10 protein-coding genes are annotated in these 19,389 nt (G+C 63.9%); 8 read left to right on the forward strand and 2 right to left on the reverse strand.

What is annotated here, in order from left to right:
• Positions 1 to 17: 17 nt before the first annotated feature.
• Positions 18 to 215 carry a transposase gene (locus tag ACFWUY_RS36950; protein WP_384120440.1) on the reverse strand — a complete coding sequence of 66 codons (198 nt, stop codon included), beginning with the start codon at positions 213 to 215 and terminating at the stop codon, positions 18 to 20.
• Between the two features lie 252 nt (positions 216 to 467).
• Complete coding sequence (locus tag ACFWUY_RS36955) at positions 468 to 1,007, reverse strand: VUT family protein (RefSeq protein ID WP_384120442.1); 540 nt, start codon at positions 1,005 to 1,007, stop codon at positions 468 to 470.
• Between the two features lie 751 nt (positions 1,008 to 1,758).
• Here ACFWUY_RS36955 and dpdE point away from each other — a divergent pair.
• Genes dpdE through ACFWUY_RS36995 form a run of 8 tightly spaced genes read left to right on the forward strand, consistent with a single transcriptional unit; the run spans position 1,759 to position 19,319 of the window.
• A complete protein-coding gene (dpdE, locus tag ACFWUY_RS36960) occupies positions 1,759 to 5,073 on the forward strand; it encodes a protein DpdE (RefSeq protein ID WP_384120445.1) in 3,315 nt (1,104 codons plus the stop codon).
• Positions 5,070 to 7,646: a protein DpdF gene (gene dpdF / locus ACFWUY_RS36965; protein ID WP_384120447.1), complete on the forward strand. Its 2,577-nt coding sequence runs from the start codon at positions 5,070 to 5,072 to the stop codon at positions 7,644 to 7,646. Before dpdE ends, dpdF begins: the two co-directional genes overlap by 4 nt.
• 2 nt (positions 7,647 to 7,648) lie before the next feature.
• Positions 7,649 to 8,506 carry a protein DpdG gene (gene dpdG / locus ACFWUY_RS36970; protein WP_384120449.1) on the forward strand — a complete coding sequence of 286 codons (858 nt, stop codon included), beginning with the start codon at positions 7,649 to 7,651 and terminating at the stop codon, positions 8,504 to 8,506.
• Positions 8,499 to 11,570 (forward strand): protein DpdH, encoded by a 3,072-nt coding sequence (gene dpdH, locus ACFWUY_RS36975; protein ID WP_384120451.1) that lies wholly within the window; start codon positions 8,499 to 8,501, stop codon positions 11,568 to 11,570. Before dpdG ends, dpdH begins: the two co-directional genes overlap by 8 nt.
• The gene (locus ACFWUY_RS36980) at positions 11,567 to 12,247 is read left to right on the forward strand and encodes a hypothetical protein (RefSeq protein ID WP_384120453.1); all 681 of its coding nucleotides are present in this window, start codon (positions 11,567 to 11,569) and stop codon (positions 12,245 to 12,247) included. Before dpdH ends, ACFWUY_RS36980 begins: the two co-directional genes overlap by 4 nt.
• A 6-nt stretch (positions 12,248 to 12,253) precedes the next feature.
• Positions 12,254 to 16,750 carry a protein DpdJ gene (gene dpdJ, locus ACFWUY_RS36985; protein WP_384120455.1) on the forward strand — a complete coding sequence of 1,499 codons (4,497 nt, stop codon included), beginning with the start codon at positions 12,254 to 12,256 and terminating at the stop codon, positions 16,748 to 16,750.
• Positions 16,751 to 16,752: 2 nt separating this feature from the next.
• A complete protein-coding gene (gene dpdK / locus ACFWUY_RS36990) occupies positions 16,753 to 17,271 on the forward strand; it encodes a phospholipase D-like domain-containing protein DpdK (RefSeq protein ID WP_384120480.1) in 519 nt (172 codons plus the stop codon).
• Positions 17,268 to 19,319 carry a hypothetical protein gene (locus ACFWUY_RS36995; protein ID WP_384120457.1) on the forward strand — a complete coding sequence of 684 codons (2,052 nt, stop codon included), beginning with the start codon at positions 17,268 to 17,270 and terminating at the stop codon, positions 19,317 to 19,319. The genes dpdK and ACFWUY_RS36995 overlap by 4 nt, the downstream gene beginning before the upstream one ends.
• Positions 19,320 to 19,389 lie beyond the last annotated feature (70 nt).

A 19,389-nucleotide genomic window follows, 5' to 3' on the forward strand; every position in this document is an offset into this window, starting at 1 on the left:
CGGCCAGTTCCTCACGTTCACCGCTGGTCAAGCCCGTCGCGTTCACCGGCGTCGACCTGGGCCTGGCGGACCCAGTCGCGGACCGTGGTCTCAATCAGGTCGACGTCTTTGGCGACCTGACCGACCGAGCGGTCACCGCGCCGGCGCAGTTCGACGATCTCGGCCTTGCACTGCGGCGTGAACGAGCGGCGAGGGCGCGGCTTCTTCTTCCCCATGCTCTCCATGATGAACAGCATCCTTACCGGGGCTGAAGCCCCTGATCTCCGATGTCCGTCAAAGCGGATGATGCCCAGTCACGGGTTCCGCTGCGAAGACCTCGTGCTCGCGGGGGAACCATGATCAGACGATCGGCTGGCCGGACACTGCGCCGGGCGGGCGAGGGCCCATCGGGCCTCTCTCTCCATGTGGTGCCGACGGCGCAGTGTCCCTGGGGGCAGGTGGTCAGCTGAGGTGGGGAGGTTCCTCGGTCATGCTCGTCCACCGGGTTCGATTGCGGTGGTGATGCCCTTGCGCCGTCGCAGCAATGCCAGGACTGCCACCGCGGCAAGCGTCATCCAGGTCTTGCCGAGGATCTGGCCCGGCAGGTAGGCGTAGGAGTCGAATGCGAGCTTGAGGAACAGCAGGCTGTCGGCGAGGAGGCCGACGGCGTTCGAGATAAGCATGGCTGTGAGCAGTCCGCGCTTGCGCAGGGGTTCGTAGACGATGAAGTCCAGGGTTTCGGCGACGGCGAAGGCTGCTGCGGAGGCGATCGCGAGGCTGGGGTCGGCCAGGGCGTAGGAGAGGAGGGTGCCGATGGCTATGGCGGCGAGAATGGCGCTTCGGCCGGCTGCTTCGCGTGCGAGGTCGCGCAGCACGAGAGCCAGTCCCGCCATGTATACGCCGGCGGGTGCGGCGTAGTCGAAGCCGACGGGGAGGGCTCCGATGTGGGTGACGGCCAAGTTGGCGGCCGGGATGGTGGCGATGTAGGCAACGAGTGTGGCGATGCCAGCGGGAGCGGGGACGTTCACGATGCTCTTTCTGTCTCGTGTGAGGGTTGCTTTGCGCTCTGCTCCAGCGGCGGACGGGCGGCGGGAAGAACGTCCAGACAGTACATCGCATGGCACTGACAGTTGTGTGGTGGTGGCCCGGACAGGTGTGTGGGCCTACAACAGGCCAGGGGGGCGTTACCACGGGCTTGTCATGGACAAAAAGGTCGGGTCGGGGTGTGGTAGTCCAGCGGGCGTTCGCCGGCTCAATTCAGAACGTGTGTTCGCGGTCATACGGGCGTGCATGCAGCGTTGCCGCTTCGGCTGACGGTCGCTATCGGCGGATTAGGGGCTGGGGCAGCGAGTGATGTCAGTGGTGGCTCCTATCGTGCTGTTCGGCGGATTGCGGCGTGGAGGTCGCCGTGCAGAGTGCTGCTCTAGCGGTACTAGGTTCCGTGGGCAGTGGCTGTGGCCTGCTTCCCGGGCGGGGAGCGCAGGGGGTGAGGTTGGGCGGTCTTGGTGGGAGGGGCAGGTTGCGGCGGCAAGCGGGCTGTCCGAGCCGTGAGCGTGTTCTGGGGTGGTCGGGTGGGCTATGGCAAGTTCTGGCCTGTCGACTTCCCTTGGGTGCTACACCGTTCGGGGCTGCCGTATCTGGTCGCCCCATCAAGTTGTCCTTGAGGGTTCAATCATCTGTGGAAAATGTGATCAGATGGTGCAGGATTTGCAGTCATAGCGTTTTGGGGCGTGGCGCCTTGCAGGGGGCTGGCTGCACAGCACATGTGGGGGCAGGTTCATGACGTACGGCCACGCCGGGGGTTTGCGGATCGGCGCTTTCGTCCAGGCATCAAACGGCTTGGGGATCGGCAAGGTTGGGGCGGTCGAGGACGGCAGGGTCCGTGTCGACTACTTCGAGTCTCCCGTCGCCGATGTGGCGCACTCTCAGTGGGTCACGGACGGTCTGGTGCGTCGGGTGGTTTTGGACCGTGAGGAGCGTATCTGGTGGAGGAGCCGCGATGGCTCCTGGAACGCGGGGCGGATCGCGCACGCCGGCGAGCGAGAGTACTTTGTGCGGTTTCCCAATACCGAGTATGACTTCCCGATCCCGGAGGTCGCTCTCTACGTTCGCTGGGACCAGCCGGTCCAGGACCCCGTAGCCAGCCTTGCCGTACGGGGAGGTAGCACGGCACCGTTTCGGAAAGCGCGCCTGCCGATGTTGCAAAGTCTGCTGCGGCAGCGGGGCGCCTGTGCAGGTATGAGTACTTTCCTGTCTGCCTCAGTAGAGATCTACCCCCATCAGGTGGAGGCCGCGCTGACGGTGCTGTCCGATCCCATCCAGCGGTACCTGCTGGCGGACGAGGTGGGCTTGGGCAAGACGATCGAAGCCGGTTATGTCATCCGGCAGATCCTGCTGGATGATCCGGCGGCGCGTGTCGCCGTCGTGTGCCCGGCGCCGCTGCGTCGGCAGTGGCTGAGGGAACTGCAGGAGAAGTTCCACATCGGCGACTTCCCGGTGGAACGGCTGGTTGTCACCTCGCACGACACTCCGCACAAGTGGAAGGCCTACGAGGGCTTCGCGCTGGTAGTGGTGGACGAGGCCCATGTCTTGGTGCAGTCGGGGCCGCAGCAGTCGCCGTATCGGGAGTTGTGTGAACTGGCCCACTCCGCCGAGCGGCTTCTGCTGCTGTCGGCGACGCCGGTGACGTCTCACTATCTGACCAATCTGGGGCTGCTGCACTTGCTGGATCCTGAGCTGTACCGCTGGGAGGAGCAACTGCAGTTCGAGGAGCGTTACGCGATGCGGGCGACCCTGGCTGACGCTGTCCAGTCCCTCGATGCGGATCTCAATTATGTGATCCGGGACAGCCTTGATGACATCGCTAAGCTGCTGCCTGATACCGACACGCGGTTTCGTCAACTCGCCCGGAATGTAGTGGCGTTGCTGACCGATGAGGACGAGTTGGTCGATGAGGCGCTGCGCGGCGAGTTCGGTTACCGGGTCGCGCAGGTGCGGGCGCATCTGAGCGAGACGTATCGCGTTCATCGGCGGGTGATCCGGCATCGCCGTGAGGCGGTTGTGCGGGAGAAGGATGAGGCAGGTACTGCTGGGCTGGCGTATGTGGTGCGGGGCCGGGCCAGGCCGACCCTCATCTCTTCTCCCTCTGGCATGGGTGAAGGGGCGACGGAGGTGGTGCTGCGCTGGTGGCGCCTGGTGCATGACCATGTGCAGGACACGGGGACTACCGGCCGTGGTGGGGACTATGGGTTGGTGTTGGCTGTTCTTGCTGTGCGGGCGACCGTTTTGGTTCAGGACGTGGTGGATGTTCTGCGGTGGCGCGTTCACGGGGATGAGGAAGCCGCCTCGCGGGCGGGGGTAAGCCCGCAGGAGAAGGCTTTTTTGGCGGCTGCTCCGGTGGTGGCGGTGGAGCGCTCGCTCGTGACCAGCCTGGAGGCTGAACCTGGTTCGCCTTCTCGGGAGGATCTACGGAGCCTGGTCAATGCCCTACTCCCCCATGTGCGCCGGTTGAAGAAGTCGGTGATCTTCTGTGGTCCGGGGCAGCTGTCCGGCCAGTTGGCTGACTATTTCCGCAGCCGTTTCAAGCAGGTGACTGTCGCTGAGCACACGCGACGCCAGACGTCGAACGATGCGGCGGATGCGCTGGCGGTGTGGTCCAGCGATGCCGGACAGGCAATTCTGGTTGTCGATGACTCCGCAGAGGATGGGTTGAATCTGCAGGAGGCCGACGGCGTGTTCCACGTGCGGCTTCCCTGGTCCGCCAATCAGCTCGAGCAGCGGCTGGGACGGGTGGACCGGTACCCCGGTTCCCAGGGTGCGGGGCAGAGCGGGGCGGCGGCACAGTTCCGTCTGGCTGATGAAGGCGGCAGTGATGCCTCTTTTGCAGAGGCTTGGGCGACGTTGTTGACGGAGGGGTATGAGATCTTCGACGCCTCCACTTCTGCGTTGCAGGATGCCCTGGCCCAGTCTCTGGGGGTTGTGTGGGCGCAGGCGTTCGCCGCCGGGCCGGAGGGATTGCTGGCTCAGCGAGAAGAGGTGCGGCGCCGTCTGGATGAGGAGCAGCATGAGATCGCGAAGATGGATCTGCTGGAATCCATCCATGCTGCGGGGCAGGGTCTGCGCAGTGTGCCAGGTTCCCTCCTTGAGGTCGAGACGGACTGGAAGCACATCGAGTCTGCTCTGTTGGACTACTCCCAAAAGGACAGTGGGGGGATCCATCTGCAGCATGTGACACGTTCGGTGAACGCTGTGCCAGTGGTGCGGTTCCAGGTGGGGTCTGCACACCCGCTGCTGGCGCCTCGGCGCTGGAAGCGGGTACAGCAGCGCATCACGGACGATGCGCTGGCGGCGGGTGTGTTCAATCGTTCCTTGGCCCTTCGGCAGCCTGGGACGCGGTTGTTTCGTCTGGGTAACCCGCTGGTGGATCTGTTGAGTGAGGCCGTCCTCAATGATGACCTGGGGCAGAGTGCGGCTTTCCGCCGTATCGACCGGCACATGCCGCGTGGTGAGGAACCTCAGCCGTACTACGGTTTCGACTTTCTCGTCGAGGCCGATGTTTCGGCTGCCATGGCGCATGTGGAGAACAGTGCGGACGCGGCACGGGCCTTGCGTCGGCAAGCGGACCGCATCCTGGCTCCTTTCGTGCGCCGGGTGTGGGTGGAGGGTGGCACCAACCGGGCGGTAACCGATCCGGCACAACTTGCTTGGCTGGATGCGCCATACGACAAGGCGCGGGGAGATCGGAACTACAGCAGCGCTCGCGCTGATGAGTACTTCGGTCTGTTTGGCGGTCAGGAGGCTGCCGCAGTCTTCGCGCGCGAGGCGTCACGGGCAGCCCTCGGCTTCCTGCATCAGCACACGAATCTGGAAGCTACCTGCGAGGAAGCTCAGCGGCAGGCCTTGGAGGTGGCTGCTGTTCTTAACGCCCAGTGCGGTGCGCGTCGTGCCGCAGGTCATCTGGTGGGCGACACGGAGGGGCTGGTCACCGATGCAGCTGTTTTGCAGGCGTTGGCCAAGGGGCTGTCTCGTCCAGTCGTCCGTATCGGTGCCGCTGTGTGTGTCGTGCGCCGAGGCTTGGAGTATGTGCAGTCATGAGTAACGATGAGTGGGGGCAGGCCAAGCGCTTGTTGGCCGCATGGCCTGCTGTCGACGCGGGCTCGTTCGCTGGAACGGTGCGCCGGTTGGGCGATGCGCTGGTGGGGCTCGGCAGCGGAGCCAGTGGGTGGCGTGACATCGTCACGCTGACGCATCAGATTTTGTTGCGCGCTGACGCCCTGGGGAATGCGGCTCGCTTGCCGGTCCCCCTGCGCGTGGGGCTTCCGACGCTCGAGCAGTGGCGGACAGGTGGCCTTGACGCGCTGCCCGATGGTGATCATGTCCTGCTGCGCGGTGTCCCGTGGGCGCCGGCTGAGGACGGTTCTCCAGGGCGCGAAGCAGGGTTGGATCAGGTCCGCCAGGCCGTCCTGGGGGTCGATTCATCGATGCGGCGAGCGTTGGACCACACGCCGGCCGACCCGTTCTGGAGGCATGTGTGGGACTATCGCCACTATCTTTCCCGGGGTCAGCAGCAGGCTGCGCGGTCGTTGGCGATGATGCCTCCGGGGGAAACAGCCATCGTCTGTCTTCCCACCGGGCACGGCAAGACTCCGGTTGCGCTCGCGGCGTGCTTGCTGGCCGGCGCCCACGGCGGCGTGTCGGTGCTAGTGGTGCCCACGGTGGTGCTGGCCATCGACATGGAGCGCCGCATCCGGAGTCTGCTCATTCGTTCACATCCTGACGCCGCCCGGCGCCGGTATGCGTATGTCGGCTCTTTGGATGCCACAGCCAAGCAACAGATCCGGGACGACATCGTCTCCGGACGCCAGGGAGTGGTGGTGGCCTCCCCCGAGGCGGTGACCATGGGACTGCAGGCAGCCTTGCTGGAGGCCGCCAACGCCAAGCATCTCCACTACCTCATCCTGGATGAGGCCCACCTCGTCGAGCAGTGGGGCAACGATTTCCGGACAGCTTTTCAGTCTTTGGCAACTCAACGGCGCAGTTGGATCAGCGCAGCCGGTCCGCAGTGGGCGCCGCGCACCGTGGCGATGAGCGCCACGCTCACACAGCAGCAGGTCACTACCTTGGAGGACCTGTTCGCTCGCCCCTCGCAGGCGAAGATGGTGTGGGCGTCGGAGTTGCGGCAGGAGCCGGCTTACTTCATCGATTCCTTCACTCGGGAGAAGGAGCGTACCGAGGCTGTAGTGGAGGCGGTCACCCGCCTGCCCAAGCCCATGGTGCTGTATGTGACACGTCGCGAGGACGCGAAGCTGTGGCGGCAGCGGTTGCGTGAAGCTGGGTTGCACCGGGTGGGGACCGTGCATGGTGATTCCACCGAAGAGGAGCGGCGGGCGGCGCTGTCGGGCTGGGCAGGCCGTCAGGATGACTCCCCTGTGTCAACCCGTTTTGACGTCGTCGTCGGCACATCCGCCTTCGGCCTCGGGGTTGATCTGGGTGATGTGCGCACGGTGATCCATGCCTGTCTGCCGGAGACGGTTGACCGCTACTACCAAGAGGTCGGTCGTGGCGGGCGGGACGGCAGCCCGTCTCTGGCCTACCTCGCCACCATCCCCTCAGACCGCTCCATCGCCCGGACCCTCAACCATCAAAACCTCATCACCGCAGCCAAGGCGTGGGAGCGGTGGTGGGAAGGGATGTTCCTGCAGCACACCAAGATGCGGGGTACTTCCTACCGGGTGAACCTGACGCACCGCCCGGCGCGGCTGGCCGAAGGATTTGCACGCCACCGCGGCTGGAACGAGCAGATCCTCAACTTCATGGCACGCGCTGGTCTGATCGAGATCCGTCCTCCCGAGCCGCCACGGCGTGTGCAAGATGAGGAAGAGGGGATGTGGCAGCGAAAGCTGACTGCGTTCTACGACGAGGCGTCCGATCTTATGGATATCGAAATCAAAGACGGGCAGACGAACAACCCCGAGTATTTCGCTGCTGCTATCGACCGAGTTCGCCGCGGTATCAAGACGGCTCAGGACCGTTCTTTGCAGCGGATGGAGCAGTTGCTGCTGCGTCGGCGCTGCATGGCCGATGACCTGGCGCAGTACTACACCGTAGACCGCTACTTCACGATGCCGGCATGTCGTGGGTGCCCGTCTTGCCGGCGCCAGGGCCTGCCCCCTGGCGGTCCAGGAACGCTGTACCGCACGGCATGGTCTCCTGATCCGGACATCGCCGAGTGGCCTCGGGCCGCGGCTCCGCTGCACCGCTTGCACCCCTATGGTGCGAGCCTTGGCCTGTACTGGCGCAGTGGGGAGGAGCGCCGAGCCGAGTTGATGCCCTTGTTGGTGCGTCTGGCACGGGCCGGGGTGTCTTACTTCGGCGGTCCTGGGCTTGATGGCGAAGCGGCGCTTCAGGTTCAGCAGCAGGCTGGTGCGGGTGCTGTGATCTTCGATAGTGGCTGCAGTCTCCTGCATGAGGTTCGGGGCCTGATGGTGTGGGTGGAGCGGGACGAAGATTCCGTGGTGGATGTTGACGCTTGGACGCGTCTGTCCGACGGCGGGCCGATCTATTTGCTGCATCCTGAGAAGGCGAAGGCTCCTGAACGGCCTGGCCGTCTCCTTCTCGATACTCATGTGACCACGGTTTCCCTCGAGCATGCGAGAAGAGAGCTCTGACCATGCACCTGTTGAACACCCCTACGCCCTTCCCTGCCGTCATGTGGACTGTGGTTCGCTTCCTTGTATCGTCTGGGAAGCCGACAACCAAAGACGCTGTCACCATGTTTTTGGAGCCGGGAGAGGAGGCGAGGAATTCTGGCCCGGTTCACCATTCGTTGAATTCTTTGAGGGATCTGGGTCTGGCGGTCGTATCCAGCGAAGGCGAGTGGTCTCTCGCAGGCGGGCTGGAGAATATTTCCGTCGACGATCTTTCCCGTTTCCAAAGGGTAATCCGCAGGGCTGTTCTGGCAGTTGATGCCGAGGTTCCCGATCCGCCCGAGGACGTTCGTCGCGGTCTTACCTGGATCCTTACCAGGGATCCGTTCAAGGAAAGTTTCAATGCGGCAATTTTCGACGCATTGCACAACGGATCGGCTCCAGACGGCCACCTTGTGCTGGCAAATACCACACGATGGGCCCCGTTCGCCGCCTGGGGAACCTTTCTTGGCTTGATGGCGACCGCACCCCATCCTGCAGATCGATACACTCCTGATTGCACGCAGGCTGTGCGCCAGACACTCAGTGCAAGCCTGGAGCTTGGCCGCCCCGTTGAATCCATGAGCGCACTGCAGCTGCTGCGCCGTGAAATTCCTGTACTTATGGGCGGTTCTCTGGCGGAGGCTCAGGGATATACGCCGTCGCCGGCTAAGACCGCCGGTCCTGCGGTGTCCTTTGCTCTCATGCGAGGCGAACACGAAGGCTGGCTGGCCTTGGGGCAGGATTCTGACGCTTCCACCGTCATCAACCTGCACGACCCGGAACGCACCTCTCCGCGTTCTTGTTCAACCATCACCCTGCTGGAGGGCGACGATGCTTGAGTTGCGTGACTATGCATGCTGGGATGTCGAGCGAGTCGTTTCCACCCTTCAGACCGAAGCTGTGGTGGCTTCACCTGCAGTCTTCCTGGCCACGCATACTCCTCTCCAGATCCATCGTGCCGAGATCGATGGCCGGCGGTTCAACAACACTGGTCAGATGGCCAGTGAGAAAGACGTCCTGAATGATTTCCTCGGACGGAAGACGGCCACCGGCACGGTCCTGATGCCGGTCGTCGGAGAGTCCGGGTCGGGCAAGTCGCATCTGGTCCGGTGGGTGCGGGAGAACCTCCCGCCATCGGACAAGCGCAAGGTTATTTACCTCGAGAAGTCCAAGACGAGCCTGCGGCACGTGATCGACGCTCTCTTGGACGGCGTCGAGGACGAGGGGATCACGCAGATCCGCTCGGACGTACGCGGCTCCACCGGTAGTTTCGACGCTTCCTCGCTGGCATTGCGACTCATCAACGAGTTGGTGATCGCCCTTGCGGGGACCTCTTCGGAAGGGCTGCGCGGCAGGCAGCGTCAGTTGGCCGGCCAAAAAGGCCTGGCTTTGATCCTGCAGGACCCAGTTCTACAGGATCAGATGCTGGAAGAGGGGAAGTTCATTCCACGCTTCGCAAAGGACATGCTCAGTGACCGTGGGTCAGATGCCGAGCGGCCTCCCCACTTCACGGTTGCCGACCTTCCGCTGAGCGTGGCTTCTTCGATGGACGGCGTCGCCGCACCCACAAAGCTGATGCTGCGGCTACTCCTGTCGAAACCGGAGATGCGCGACGCCGCTGTCGAACTGCTCAACGAGTATTGGGAGAAGTCCGTCCAGGCAACGTCTCACCTCAGTGGTGGACGAGTGCTGGACGCGATGAAGAAGGTCCGCGAAATCTATGCAGGGCAGAAGAAGGAGATCATCCTCCTGGTGGAGGACTTCGCGCTGATCCAAGGCGTGCAGCGCGACCTGCTGGATGCGATCACCGAGACATCACAGCGTGAAGGCCGTACTGCACTCGCCCCGATGCGCACGCTCATGGCCATCACCAGCGGTTATTTCCATGACCTTCCTGAAACAGCCCTTACTCGCATTGCCGCCTCCACTGGCGGCCATGTCTACAATCTGGACCTCGTCCTGGATGGCCAAGACAGCACAGAAGCCATCGCATCCTTCGCTGGCCGCTACCTCAATGCCGCCCGGGTCGGTCGCGAAGGACTGGAAGCGCACGCGGGCAAGCCCGAGGCACCCAACCAGTGCGATGACTGTCCTGTCCGCACCGCATGTCATGACGCGTTCGGTAAATCGGCGGAAGGCTTCGGGTTGTATCCCTTCAACCGGTTGGCTCTGCAACGGACCGTCCATGCGGTCGCACCTTCCGAACAGCCCCATGCCTTCATCCCCAGGACCGTCCTCAGCCGTGCCTTGATCCCTGTTCTCACCGAGGGCTACAGCAGCGTTCAAGAGGGAACCTTCCCCGACGAGAAGTTCCGCAGCCGCTTCAAAATCAACCGCGATGCCCAAGACCTGCCTCTGGCCAGTCGGGTGCGAGAGCAGATTGCCGACCTCGACCAAGCAGACGGCGCCCGCCGGGAGAAACTGCTCGAGTTCTGGGGTGACAGCCGCGACGAACTTGTCAATCTCCCTTCGGGAATCGCTACGGCCTTCTCCCTTGCCCCTCTCGCCATCGACTCCGACCGCCGCCGTGTCTCGCCCTCGTCCAGCACCGCTGGGGCAACTGCCGCTCGCCAGCCGAAGTCTCCACTGCCGCCGGACAACCCGCAGGGCCTGTCCGCCAGCTTGCAAAAACGTGTCGATGCGATCGAAAGCTGGAGCACTGACGATGCAGGGTTGAGCACCACGGAGGCACGGACGGTGCGTTCTGTGGTGTCGCGGTCTGCCGTCTACCGTCAGAGTTGGCTCCACCCTCCGATGAAGCCGCTCGGCACCGGAGACGCAGAGAGAGCCGGCTGGACGATCAAGGCCAACACTGTTTCCATCCAAGGAGCGGCTGCCGAAGCGCTAGCAGGCGCCGACTCGCCCGTCGTCTTCAAGCGCACTCCGGCGAACGCCGAGTTCTTCAAGAGTCTGGTCCTGCTTGAGGCCGACTCTTCCGTCGGGGTGCGGTCCCAGGACCTGCTGCGCCTGTCCAGCATGGCAGACCGCTACAGCCGTGTCCTGCGCGAACGCGTTACCAGGCACCTGCAGTTGTGCAATGACGATCTGGTGGCAGGACTGCGTGTGTCACTGATGGGCGCAGCTCTCGCTGGTCACGCTCACCCCAGCATGCCGCTGGAAAAGCTGCACGCCGCGGCCTTCTCTTCAGGCGAGTCTTGGAAGCGCCCTGATGATTCTTCTCGCACCAGCATGTGGCAGGACAGGCTGGCCCGGCACCTGGAAAAGCGTCCCGAGTTGGTGGACAGGCTGCGCGGAGCGCTCGGAGTGGGACAGGGAGCAGGTGCCGTGCAGGTCATTGACGCGGCCCGAGCACTGCCCTTGTTGCGTCGTGCGGCTGAACGCTGGGAGTTGGATGATGTCGAAGTTCCGGAGTGGGCAAAGCCGGCTGAGTTGCCGCTGATCGGATGGCGCGTCTTGGTTTCGGCACAGCATGTGCACCTGGTCTCGCTCCTGCAGGGGATCCGGGAGCGGTTCCCGCGAGGAGAGCGTTCATCTGACTTGCTGAGTCAGTTGGAGGCCTCGCTGCAGGTGGCGGTGGAGTTGGGCCTGGGAGGCGGCGGGCAGGTGCCGACCATCCGGCGTCTGTTGGAGGAAATCAAGGACGCCGACTGGGCGAGCCTGACGGTGTTGGAGCGAGATCTCGCCAAGCTCACGCCGGACTTGGTGCAAGGTGACGAACTTGTCGCGATGTTGCAGGGCGCTGTCCCGCTCAGGGATGCACATCTGGCCGGCATGCACCACCTGCTTCAGACGGCTGAGGAGTTTCTCAGTGATGCTCTGCACTCTGCTCAGGAGCGCGGTCAGGCCGCCGCCAGCACTGCAAGTCAGCAGATGGAAGAGTTGACGGGTACCTGGGAGCAGATCGCTCAGGTCGCGCGGGCGGTATCGGGGGGCGAGAAGTGAGCACTTCAGTTCTGGACAAGGCGCGCGAGCTGCAAAATCAGGCGCGGCACATCGCTGAGGCACAGAAGGATGCGGCGCAGCAAGAACGACTCCTGCGACGCATCGATGAGGTGCGCGGCACGCTGGAGAAGACTCACGGGCAGGTGGCCATTGCTGCACTGCTCAAGGAGCGCACCGGCCAGTTGGTTGACCTGACGCCTCTCGTGAGCGCGTTTGAGCGTTTCGGGAACAAATCCCGTGGCGGTATCCCTGGTGACCGAGTGTTCACCGATGCGCAAAAGGCGCTCGAGGGTTGTGCGAAGGAGTTTGCTTCAGCGGTACGGGAGGCGTGGGGACAGTGGGCTCAGGCTCAGGTCAGTGGCGTGTCGTCGGTGCGTTTTGCTGCCCTGTCGCCGGCAAAGCGCGGTGAGGCGGAAACGCTGCTGCGCGAGATGCGCGGGTTCGCAGAGCGCAGAAGTATCGACGGCACCGCAATCCGCGGCTTTTGCACCGCTTACGCCGATTTGGCGACCTTGTTGGAGCAAGCGCCCAGCAACGTGCCCCAGGAGCTCGCACTGTTGATTGAGCGGATCGACGCTGGCGGACTAACCCTGCGCGACCTGAGCGCAAGTGACATTGCGTTGCTTCGTGAATACGATCAGGACATGTGGATCTCTGTCACTCGGAAGGCGGACTGACCCTCAGTGGTTTCACAAACGGTTCCCAGCCGCGCTCTGCTCGGACGTGCGCTGACGGCACTGGAAGACCTTGAGTTGCCACTGCTGTCCTGGGGGGTGACGGAAGGGGCCCTGGCGCACGATGAAGTGGCTCGTGCGCTGTGGAAGCTGGCAGCGGATGACGTAGAAGCTGCTGAACTTGGTGGCGAGGGATTGTTGGATGCCCTGGTACAACGCCATCTACTGTTCCGCCTGCCCGGCGGCACTGACCGCTACCGCACACGCCTGGCAGAGGGTGTGCGGTTGACAGCAACGTTGCGGCAGTCCTTCGCCCCGCGGGGCTTTCAGCCTGGGGCAGCGCTGCCGGCACGATGGTGGGAACAGGGCCGACGCCTGGTAGCGGACTACCGGCTGCATGTAGGGGAACGCCGCTACCCCAAGCGGAACATTCCTGCTGACGCAGCAATTGCCGAGTTGGCCGAGGTACCGGGGTGGACAGACCTTCATGCTGAGGTCGCACGCAGCCAGATCGGCAGCTACGACCTGTCCCGGTTCCAGGTTGATGCCACGAAGGCAGTGCTGCGGGGTCTGCAGGCTTCGGATTCACGCGGTGTCGTAGTCAGCGCAGGGACCGGTAGCGGCAAGACTCTGGCGTTCTACCTGCCCGCCTTCGCTGCGCTGGCGCACGATCAGCGCCGCAACGCAGTACATACCTTGGCGTTGTATCCGCGGGTGGAGTTGCTACGGGACCAGTTGCGCGATGCCGTGGCTGGCAATCTCCGGCTCATTCAACAAGGCCTGCGTGCTCCGCGCATTGGCGTGCTATACGCCAAGACCCCTTGGGAGGGCACAAACCTCACGCAGCCTGGGCCCCAGCGCGGAACCGCCGAGTGGACGACAGCAGGGGACGGATTCATCTGCCCCTACCTGGAGTGCCCGTCATGCGAGGGCGGGAAGTTGGTGTGGTCGCGTCGCGATATAGCGGAGCAGCGTGAAGTTTTGCGGTGCATGAAGTGCACTAACCAGTTGCCTGCTGGAATGGTGGCGCTGACACGGCAGTCCTTGCGCAGTAACGCTCCCCAGTTGCTTTTCACTACCACCGAGATGCTCAACCGGGCCAGTTCCGGGGCGTCACTGGGCAAGGTGCTGGGATGGATGCCGGGTGCGGGGCCTCGAGTGGTACTGCTAGACGAGGTACACACGCACTCGGGTTCAACGGGAGCACAGACTGCGCTGTTGCTGCGACGCTGGCGCCATGCGCGACGCACGCCAGTGACGTTTGTGGGACTGAGCGCCACGCTGCGTCATGCTGACCAGTTCATGGCGCAGTTGACCGGACTTGATGCGGACAAGGTCACCTTGATCGAGCCGCATCCGGGCGATATGCACAGCGAGGGACGCGAGTACGCGCTGGCACTGCGGGGCGACCCGGTCTCGGGTGTGAGTTTGTTGTCGGTGGCGATCCAGACTGCCATGCTGCACGGTCGGCTGCTCGACTACAACACACCGCTGCAGCAATCGTTGCATGGCAGTCGGGGCTTCGTTTTTACCGACGACCTGGACGTCACCAACCGTCTCTACGACAACCTGAGGGACGCCGAAGGCGGCCAGAACGGCCGGCAAGGGCGGCGTACGAGCGGGAAGCCGGTGCTGGCTTCGCTGCGCAGTCCGGACCTGCCGGCGCAAGATGCCCGGTATGCCGCAGGCCAGTCGTGGAGTCTTCCAGAAAGGATTGGCCATCACCTCAGTGCTGACCTGTCCCAGCGGCCCTTGCTCATCGGGCGGACCTCGTCGCAGGACGCCGGGGTGGACACGGATGCCCAGATAGTCGTGGCGACCGCCTCTTTGGAGGTGGGATTCAACGATCCCCGTGTCGGACTGGTTGTGCAGCATAAGGCTCCGCATGATGCGGCGTCCTTCCTGCAGCGGCGTGGCCGTGCCGGGCGTGAGCGTGGCACGCGGCCGCTGACAGTGGTCACGCTGTCCGATTTCGGTCGTGACCGGTTGGCGTATCAGGGCTACGACGCGTTGTTTTCTCCCGAGGTGGCGGCTCGGACGCTGCCCTTGAACAACCGCCACATCGTCAAGATCCAAGGCGCGCAGGCCCTGGTGGACTGGCTGGCCATCCGATTGCGTAAGCGCAATATCAAGGTGGATGCGCGCAGGGTGCTGACCGGCATGGCCAGCCCTGCGCCGAGCCAGGTGCCGGAGCAGGCACGGCAGGAGATCTGTAGTGATCTTGCTGCTCTGCTGGGTGGTGACGACGGGATGCTCGCCGATCTCACCACCCATCTGCAGCGGTCCTTGGCGTTGAATGAGGACGCGGTGCTCGCGCTGCTGTGGGAACAGCCACGGTCACTGATGCTGGCGGTCATCCCCACGATCCTGCGGCGGCTTCACGTGGCCGGTGATCCTGCGCACAACGATGCAGGGGCGGCAGCATCCGCATATTTGCCGGAGTTCATCACCCGTTCGCTGTTCGATCCGCTGAACCTGCCAGAAGTGGAGTTCGAACTCCCCTTTGCTGTCGACAGTGAGGAACGGCTGCCCGTGGGAAGGGCGTTGGCTGAAGCAGTTCCCGGCCGTGTCAGCCGCCGTTTCGGCTACCAAAGCGACCGCCACCGCACCTGGCTCAAGGTGCCGGCAGGCACCGGTGACGTCACACTGGCTCTCGAGGGATTCGTCAAGCTCGGCTCTCTGCAGGGTTCATGGAGCACCGGCCGAACAGATGTGGGCACGCTACTGGTCACGCGCCCCCACACGATGAGCCTGGCCGCTCCACCCGATGAAGTAGCCACCCATTCACAGGGTCGACCGCTGTGGGCAAGCCAGTTCGTTCCCAGCTGGTCAGGCGGTCCCATCCAGGCCGTCGTTCCGGAAGTTGCAGACTGGCAGGGACACATCGTTCAGGTGGGCTTTGCCACCCATGCGTCAGGCAACCCCATCGAAGTGCGCCGAATGACCTACGGCGCCGAATGCGACATTGCACGCGGCACTCCGGCAAAGCGGGAGCAGGTGTCGGTCCGCTACACACTGGACGGTAAGGCTGCTGCCATGGGGTTTGCGTCAGTCGTTGACGCGCTCCAGGTCCAGGTTGCTGCCCTTGACGTCACGGCCCCGCAGGTCGTGGAGCATCTGCAGTCCCGTCAGTGGCGCACCAAGGCGTTCGCGCGGATTGTCGCTGAGGATCTGCGGATCAGCGCGCACGCGAATGTGTTCCAGCGGGGCTGGCTGGCGCTGGTCTACCTTGCAGCGTTCGCCGTTCGAGGACTGCAGGGTCAGACGCCCCTCGACATTCACGCCGCCTTGGCGAACGGAGCGTGGCGCGATCACGTTCCGCAGATCATTCACATGCTGTACCGGCAGGACCCACTCAACGCTGGCGCGCAGGTGACAGGCGGTGCAGCCGATCGGGTGACGGCCGACCTGGAGGCCCTGAGTCAGCGGTCGGACGTGGCCGCGGCCATGGACGAGGCAGGTGCCCTACTGTTTTCTGCCCAGACAGCCACATTGACGAGTGATCTGGCCTGTCGTGCCTACCGAGACACGCTGGCCGCAGCGATCTTGGAGGCGGTCTTGCGTTCCTGTCCTGATGCTCAGGACGGCGACGTGACCATCGACGTGGTGGCAGGCAGCACGGGTGCCGACACGATCTGGATCAGTGAAACCTCCGAAGGCGGCCTGGGCATTATCGAAGCGCTGGCTTACCGCTACGGCGAGGATCCGGCACGGTTTTGGTCACTGGTGGGGGCTGCGCTGCGCCCCAATGCCTATGAGTACACCGATCGACGGCTGACGGATCTGCTGCGGCATGTCGTGGAGGAGGAACCCGGCGGAGATCTGGCCCAGGCAATGGCCAAGGTGCGCACTGCTGAGTCTGCCGGGGAGACGGGAGCAGCGCTGGGGCAGGTGCGCAAAGCATGGACGGTACTGGATGGCGCTCCCAGACATGCCGATGTGGCGGCGCTGGCAACACGGCTGTTGCGTCCCGGCTCAGACCGGACGACAGATGACACGGCATGGGCGCTGATTCGCGCCTGGGAGGATTTGGAGACGGCGCTGGGTATTGAGGTCGATGGGCGAGTGGTGGCGTATGCGGCGGGGGCCGGCCAATTGCCACTGCCGAAGCCTTTGACATCAGATCAGGCCTTCAGCATTCTCTGGCCACGCGGCGACCAGGCTCGCAATCATCACCTCGAGTCGTACCAGCCCTACCGGGACAGTGAGCAGCCTGCTGTGGTGGACCGGCTCTTGGCAGCGGCAGTTCATGTGCAGGACGTTCCACATATCGATGCCATGTCGTTGGACTGGGTCGAGCAGTATCAGAAGCTGCTGGTCCAGGCGCGGGAAGTGGATGTGGTGCTGCCGCTCAATCAGCCGGAGACGCTGCGTGCGGTGATGCTGCAGATTCCCCTCGTTGCGGTGGATCGCGGTGTGATGCGCCTGTATGGCGAAGTGACGCAAGTAGCCCGTGATCACCAGCACGTCTTGGTGCGGTCCGTTATCAAGGAGTCGGAGCAGTGAGCATGCCGGGCCGGACCCTGCGCACCAATGCACGCAGTGCATTGCGTGCGGACTCGTTGATCAGAACGGCACTTTTGGCTCAGTTGGCCGCTGGCACGGGCGAGGTATGGCTAGTGTCGGCATGGATCAGTGACGTTGAGCTATTGGACAACTCTGATGGCGCTTTCGACTACCTGCTGGGTGAAGATCCCCCCATACGATGCCGACTGTCAGACCTGCTGCTGTTGTTGGCGCGAGCAGGGACGGTCGTACGCGTGGTGATGCGGCCAGCCGCGGCCAATGAGGCGTTCGCGCAGCGCCTGCGGTCCGGGATGGATAGCGCTTGCGATCTGCGGGTGATCGAAGACGTGGATGTGCACGAGAAGTGCCTGGTGGGTCCGGGGTGGATTTTCCAGGGTTCGATGAACTTCACCCGCAATGGGCTGGCTCGCAACAAGGAACAGATCACCTACGCTGTGGACGAGCGCAGCGCAGCCCAGGCTCTGGTGGAGTTCCAGCACGAGTGGGGGGCAGCTGGTTGAGCACCGAGGGTAACAACATCGATCAAATCACCTCGCTGGAGGCGTTCACCGAGTTGCTGTTGTCTCCCCAGCACAACGCCGCCGGTCGGCACCCTGAGTGGTGCCAGGCGTTTCGTGACAGTGCGGTGCGGGGGCGGCGGGCTCCTTTGGTGTTGCCGCGCCTGTGGGAGACCGGTGGTGAGTCTGCCTACTACGTCATTGCCCGGCGACCGCACGAGGCGGGAGCCGTGCGCGATCTGCTCGTCGCGTTCGCTGGTCCGTCCTTGGTGAAAGTCGGCTACGACATGCCTGTCACGCTGGACGCAGACGATGTGATCGAGGCGGCCATCGCCGCCCGGTTCGGCCCTTCGAGCACGTTCAAGGTGCGTGCTCCGGTCGACAAGCGCAAGGCATTGCACGGGGCGCTGACCCGGATGCTTTCCTTGGTGGAAAACAGCCCGCGTCGCGCATGGTCGGTGCCGAAGCCGTTGGGCCGGCTTCTGACGGACTTCGAGTCTGCGCTGGTGGGTGGTGCGCCCCAGGTGGCCGCTGAGGTGTTGGATCAGATAGGCCGCCAGGGTGGATTGTCGGCGGTCAACCTTAAGCACCTGCAGATCAAGCGACTGGCCGTCATGGGGCAAACTGAAGAGTTGCTGGCGATGCCGGGATTGCGTCAGGTGCTGCTGCAAGACCCTCCGCGTGCGGTGAAGGATATGGTGCTCACCGCTGTCTACGCCGCCCATGTGGAGCCGGCATTGGCGGAAGGCGACCTGGAGAAGGCATGCGCAGCATTCGCACTGCCGCAGGTGCCGATCGCGCTGCTCGCCGAAGAATATCCTTTGCATTTCGGTGATGCCGCTGCTGCGGCGCTGCTGGTGGCTCTGCTGGCACGCGGCCAGCAGAGCGATTTGACTCAGGCGATTGCGGCACTGGATGCAGTGCATCGTTCGTCGGCTGTACCGTCAAGTCTGGACATTTTCCGTGCCGTGGCCCCGCAGATGGAAGCGGCAGAAGACGGCTCGGATGCCTCCATCGTGATGGAAGCGCCGCCGGGAATGACGGATGACGGCCAGGTGTGGCAGCCCACCTCGTGGAAGGATCTTCTGGCCGCCGTGGCCGACGCAGACAAGGCCGCGTTGCGCGTCTGCCAGGACATGGAGGCCGATGGTGGCATCGAACTGCCGCTGACGACCGACGCAGCCGCGGACTCTACCCTGGCCGGTTTGCTGTCCGGCCTGAGCGATGCAAGCTACGAGAACGTCTGGCGGTATGCGCTGTCACCGTTCTTGCAGGAGGTTGCCCGCAATGAGCATTCCCTGCCTTTGACCCTGGCACAGATCACTGCCAGCAGTATCGGGCAGCGGCGCGATCCGGCGAACCTGGCGGTGCTGGACCTGCTGCTGGAGTTGTTCTTGCGCACCTCTCCGTCTGCGGATGAGTACGACGAATTCCTCGAGCACTTGACCATGCGCGTGCAGGAGTGGGTCGCCTCGGAAACAGCCAGCCAGGCGTTGGATTTCGTCGACCGCTTGGCGGCGTTCGCCACTCCCGACCAGCACGTGCGGGCACAGGCCGCCTTGGAGTTGCTGACCCCACTGTGCCGGCACGCACGGCGACTCGACGAGGCATGCCTGGCCTCAGCACAGTCTCTGTCGCAGGAGTTGGGGCTGGGCCTCGAGTGGCCGGACTGGGTAGCTCCCGGTGACGGTCAAGAGACCGTCACCATCCAGCCGGCTCAGGTGCTGGTGTATGGCATGGATACAAATGTGCTGGACCGGGTGCAGCAGTGGATGGCCACGCACTACCCACAGGTGAAGGTGTCGTCCTGGGCGGAGAAGGTGGGTTCCTCCCGCTTGCGGGAGATCGCGCGCCACGCGGACTTCAGTGTGCTCATCACTCAGTGCGCCACGCATGCCGCCACCAATTTCATCAGCCAGCACGCCCAGGCGGTGGTGTATCCGAAGGGGGCGGGCTCGGTGTCGGTGGCGCGCGCGATCGTTGATGAACTGCAGCGCCGTGCACGCTCGGCTCAATCGTCGGCTGGGGGCGACCGTCGGCAAGTTACTTAACCTGCTTGCAGGACTTCACCGTGGCCCGCCCCGGTTTACAGAAGGGGACACGGTCAACTTCTCGGCCCTG

The sequence above is a fragment of the Streptomyces sp. NPDC058664 genome (assembly GCF_042716635.1).
Classification (GTDB): Bacteria; Actinomycetota; Actinomycetes; order Streptomycetales; family Streptomycetaceae; genus Streptomyces.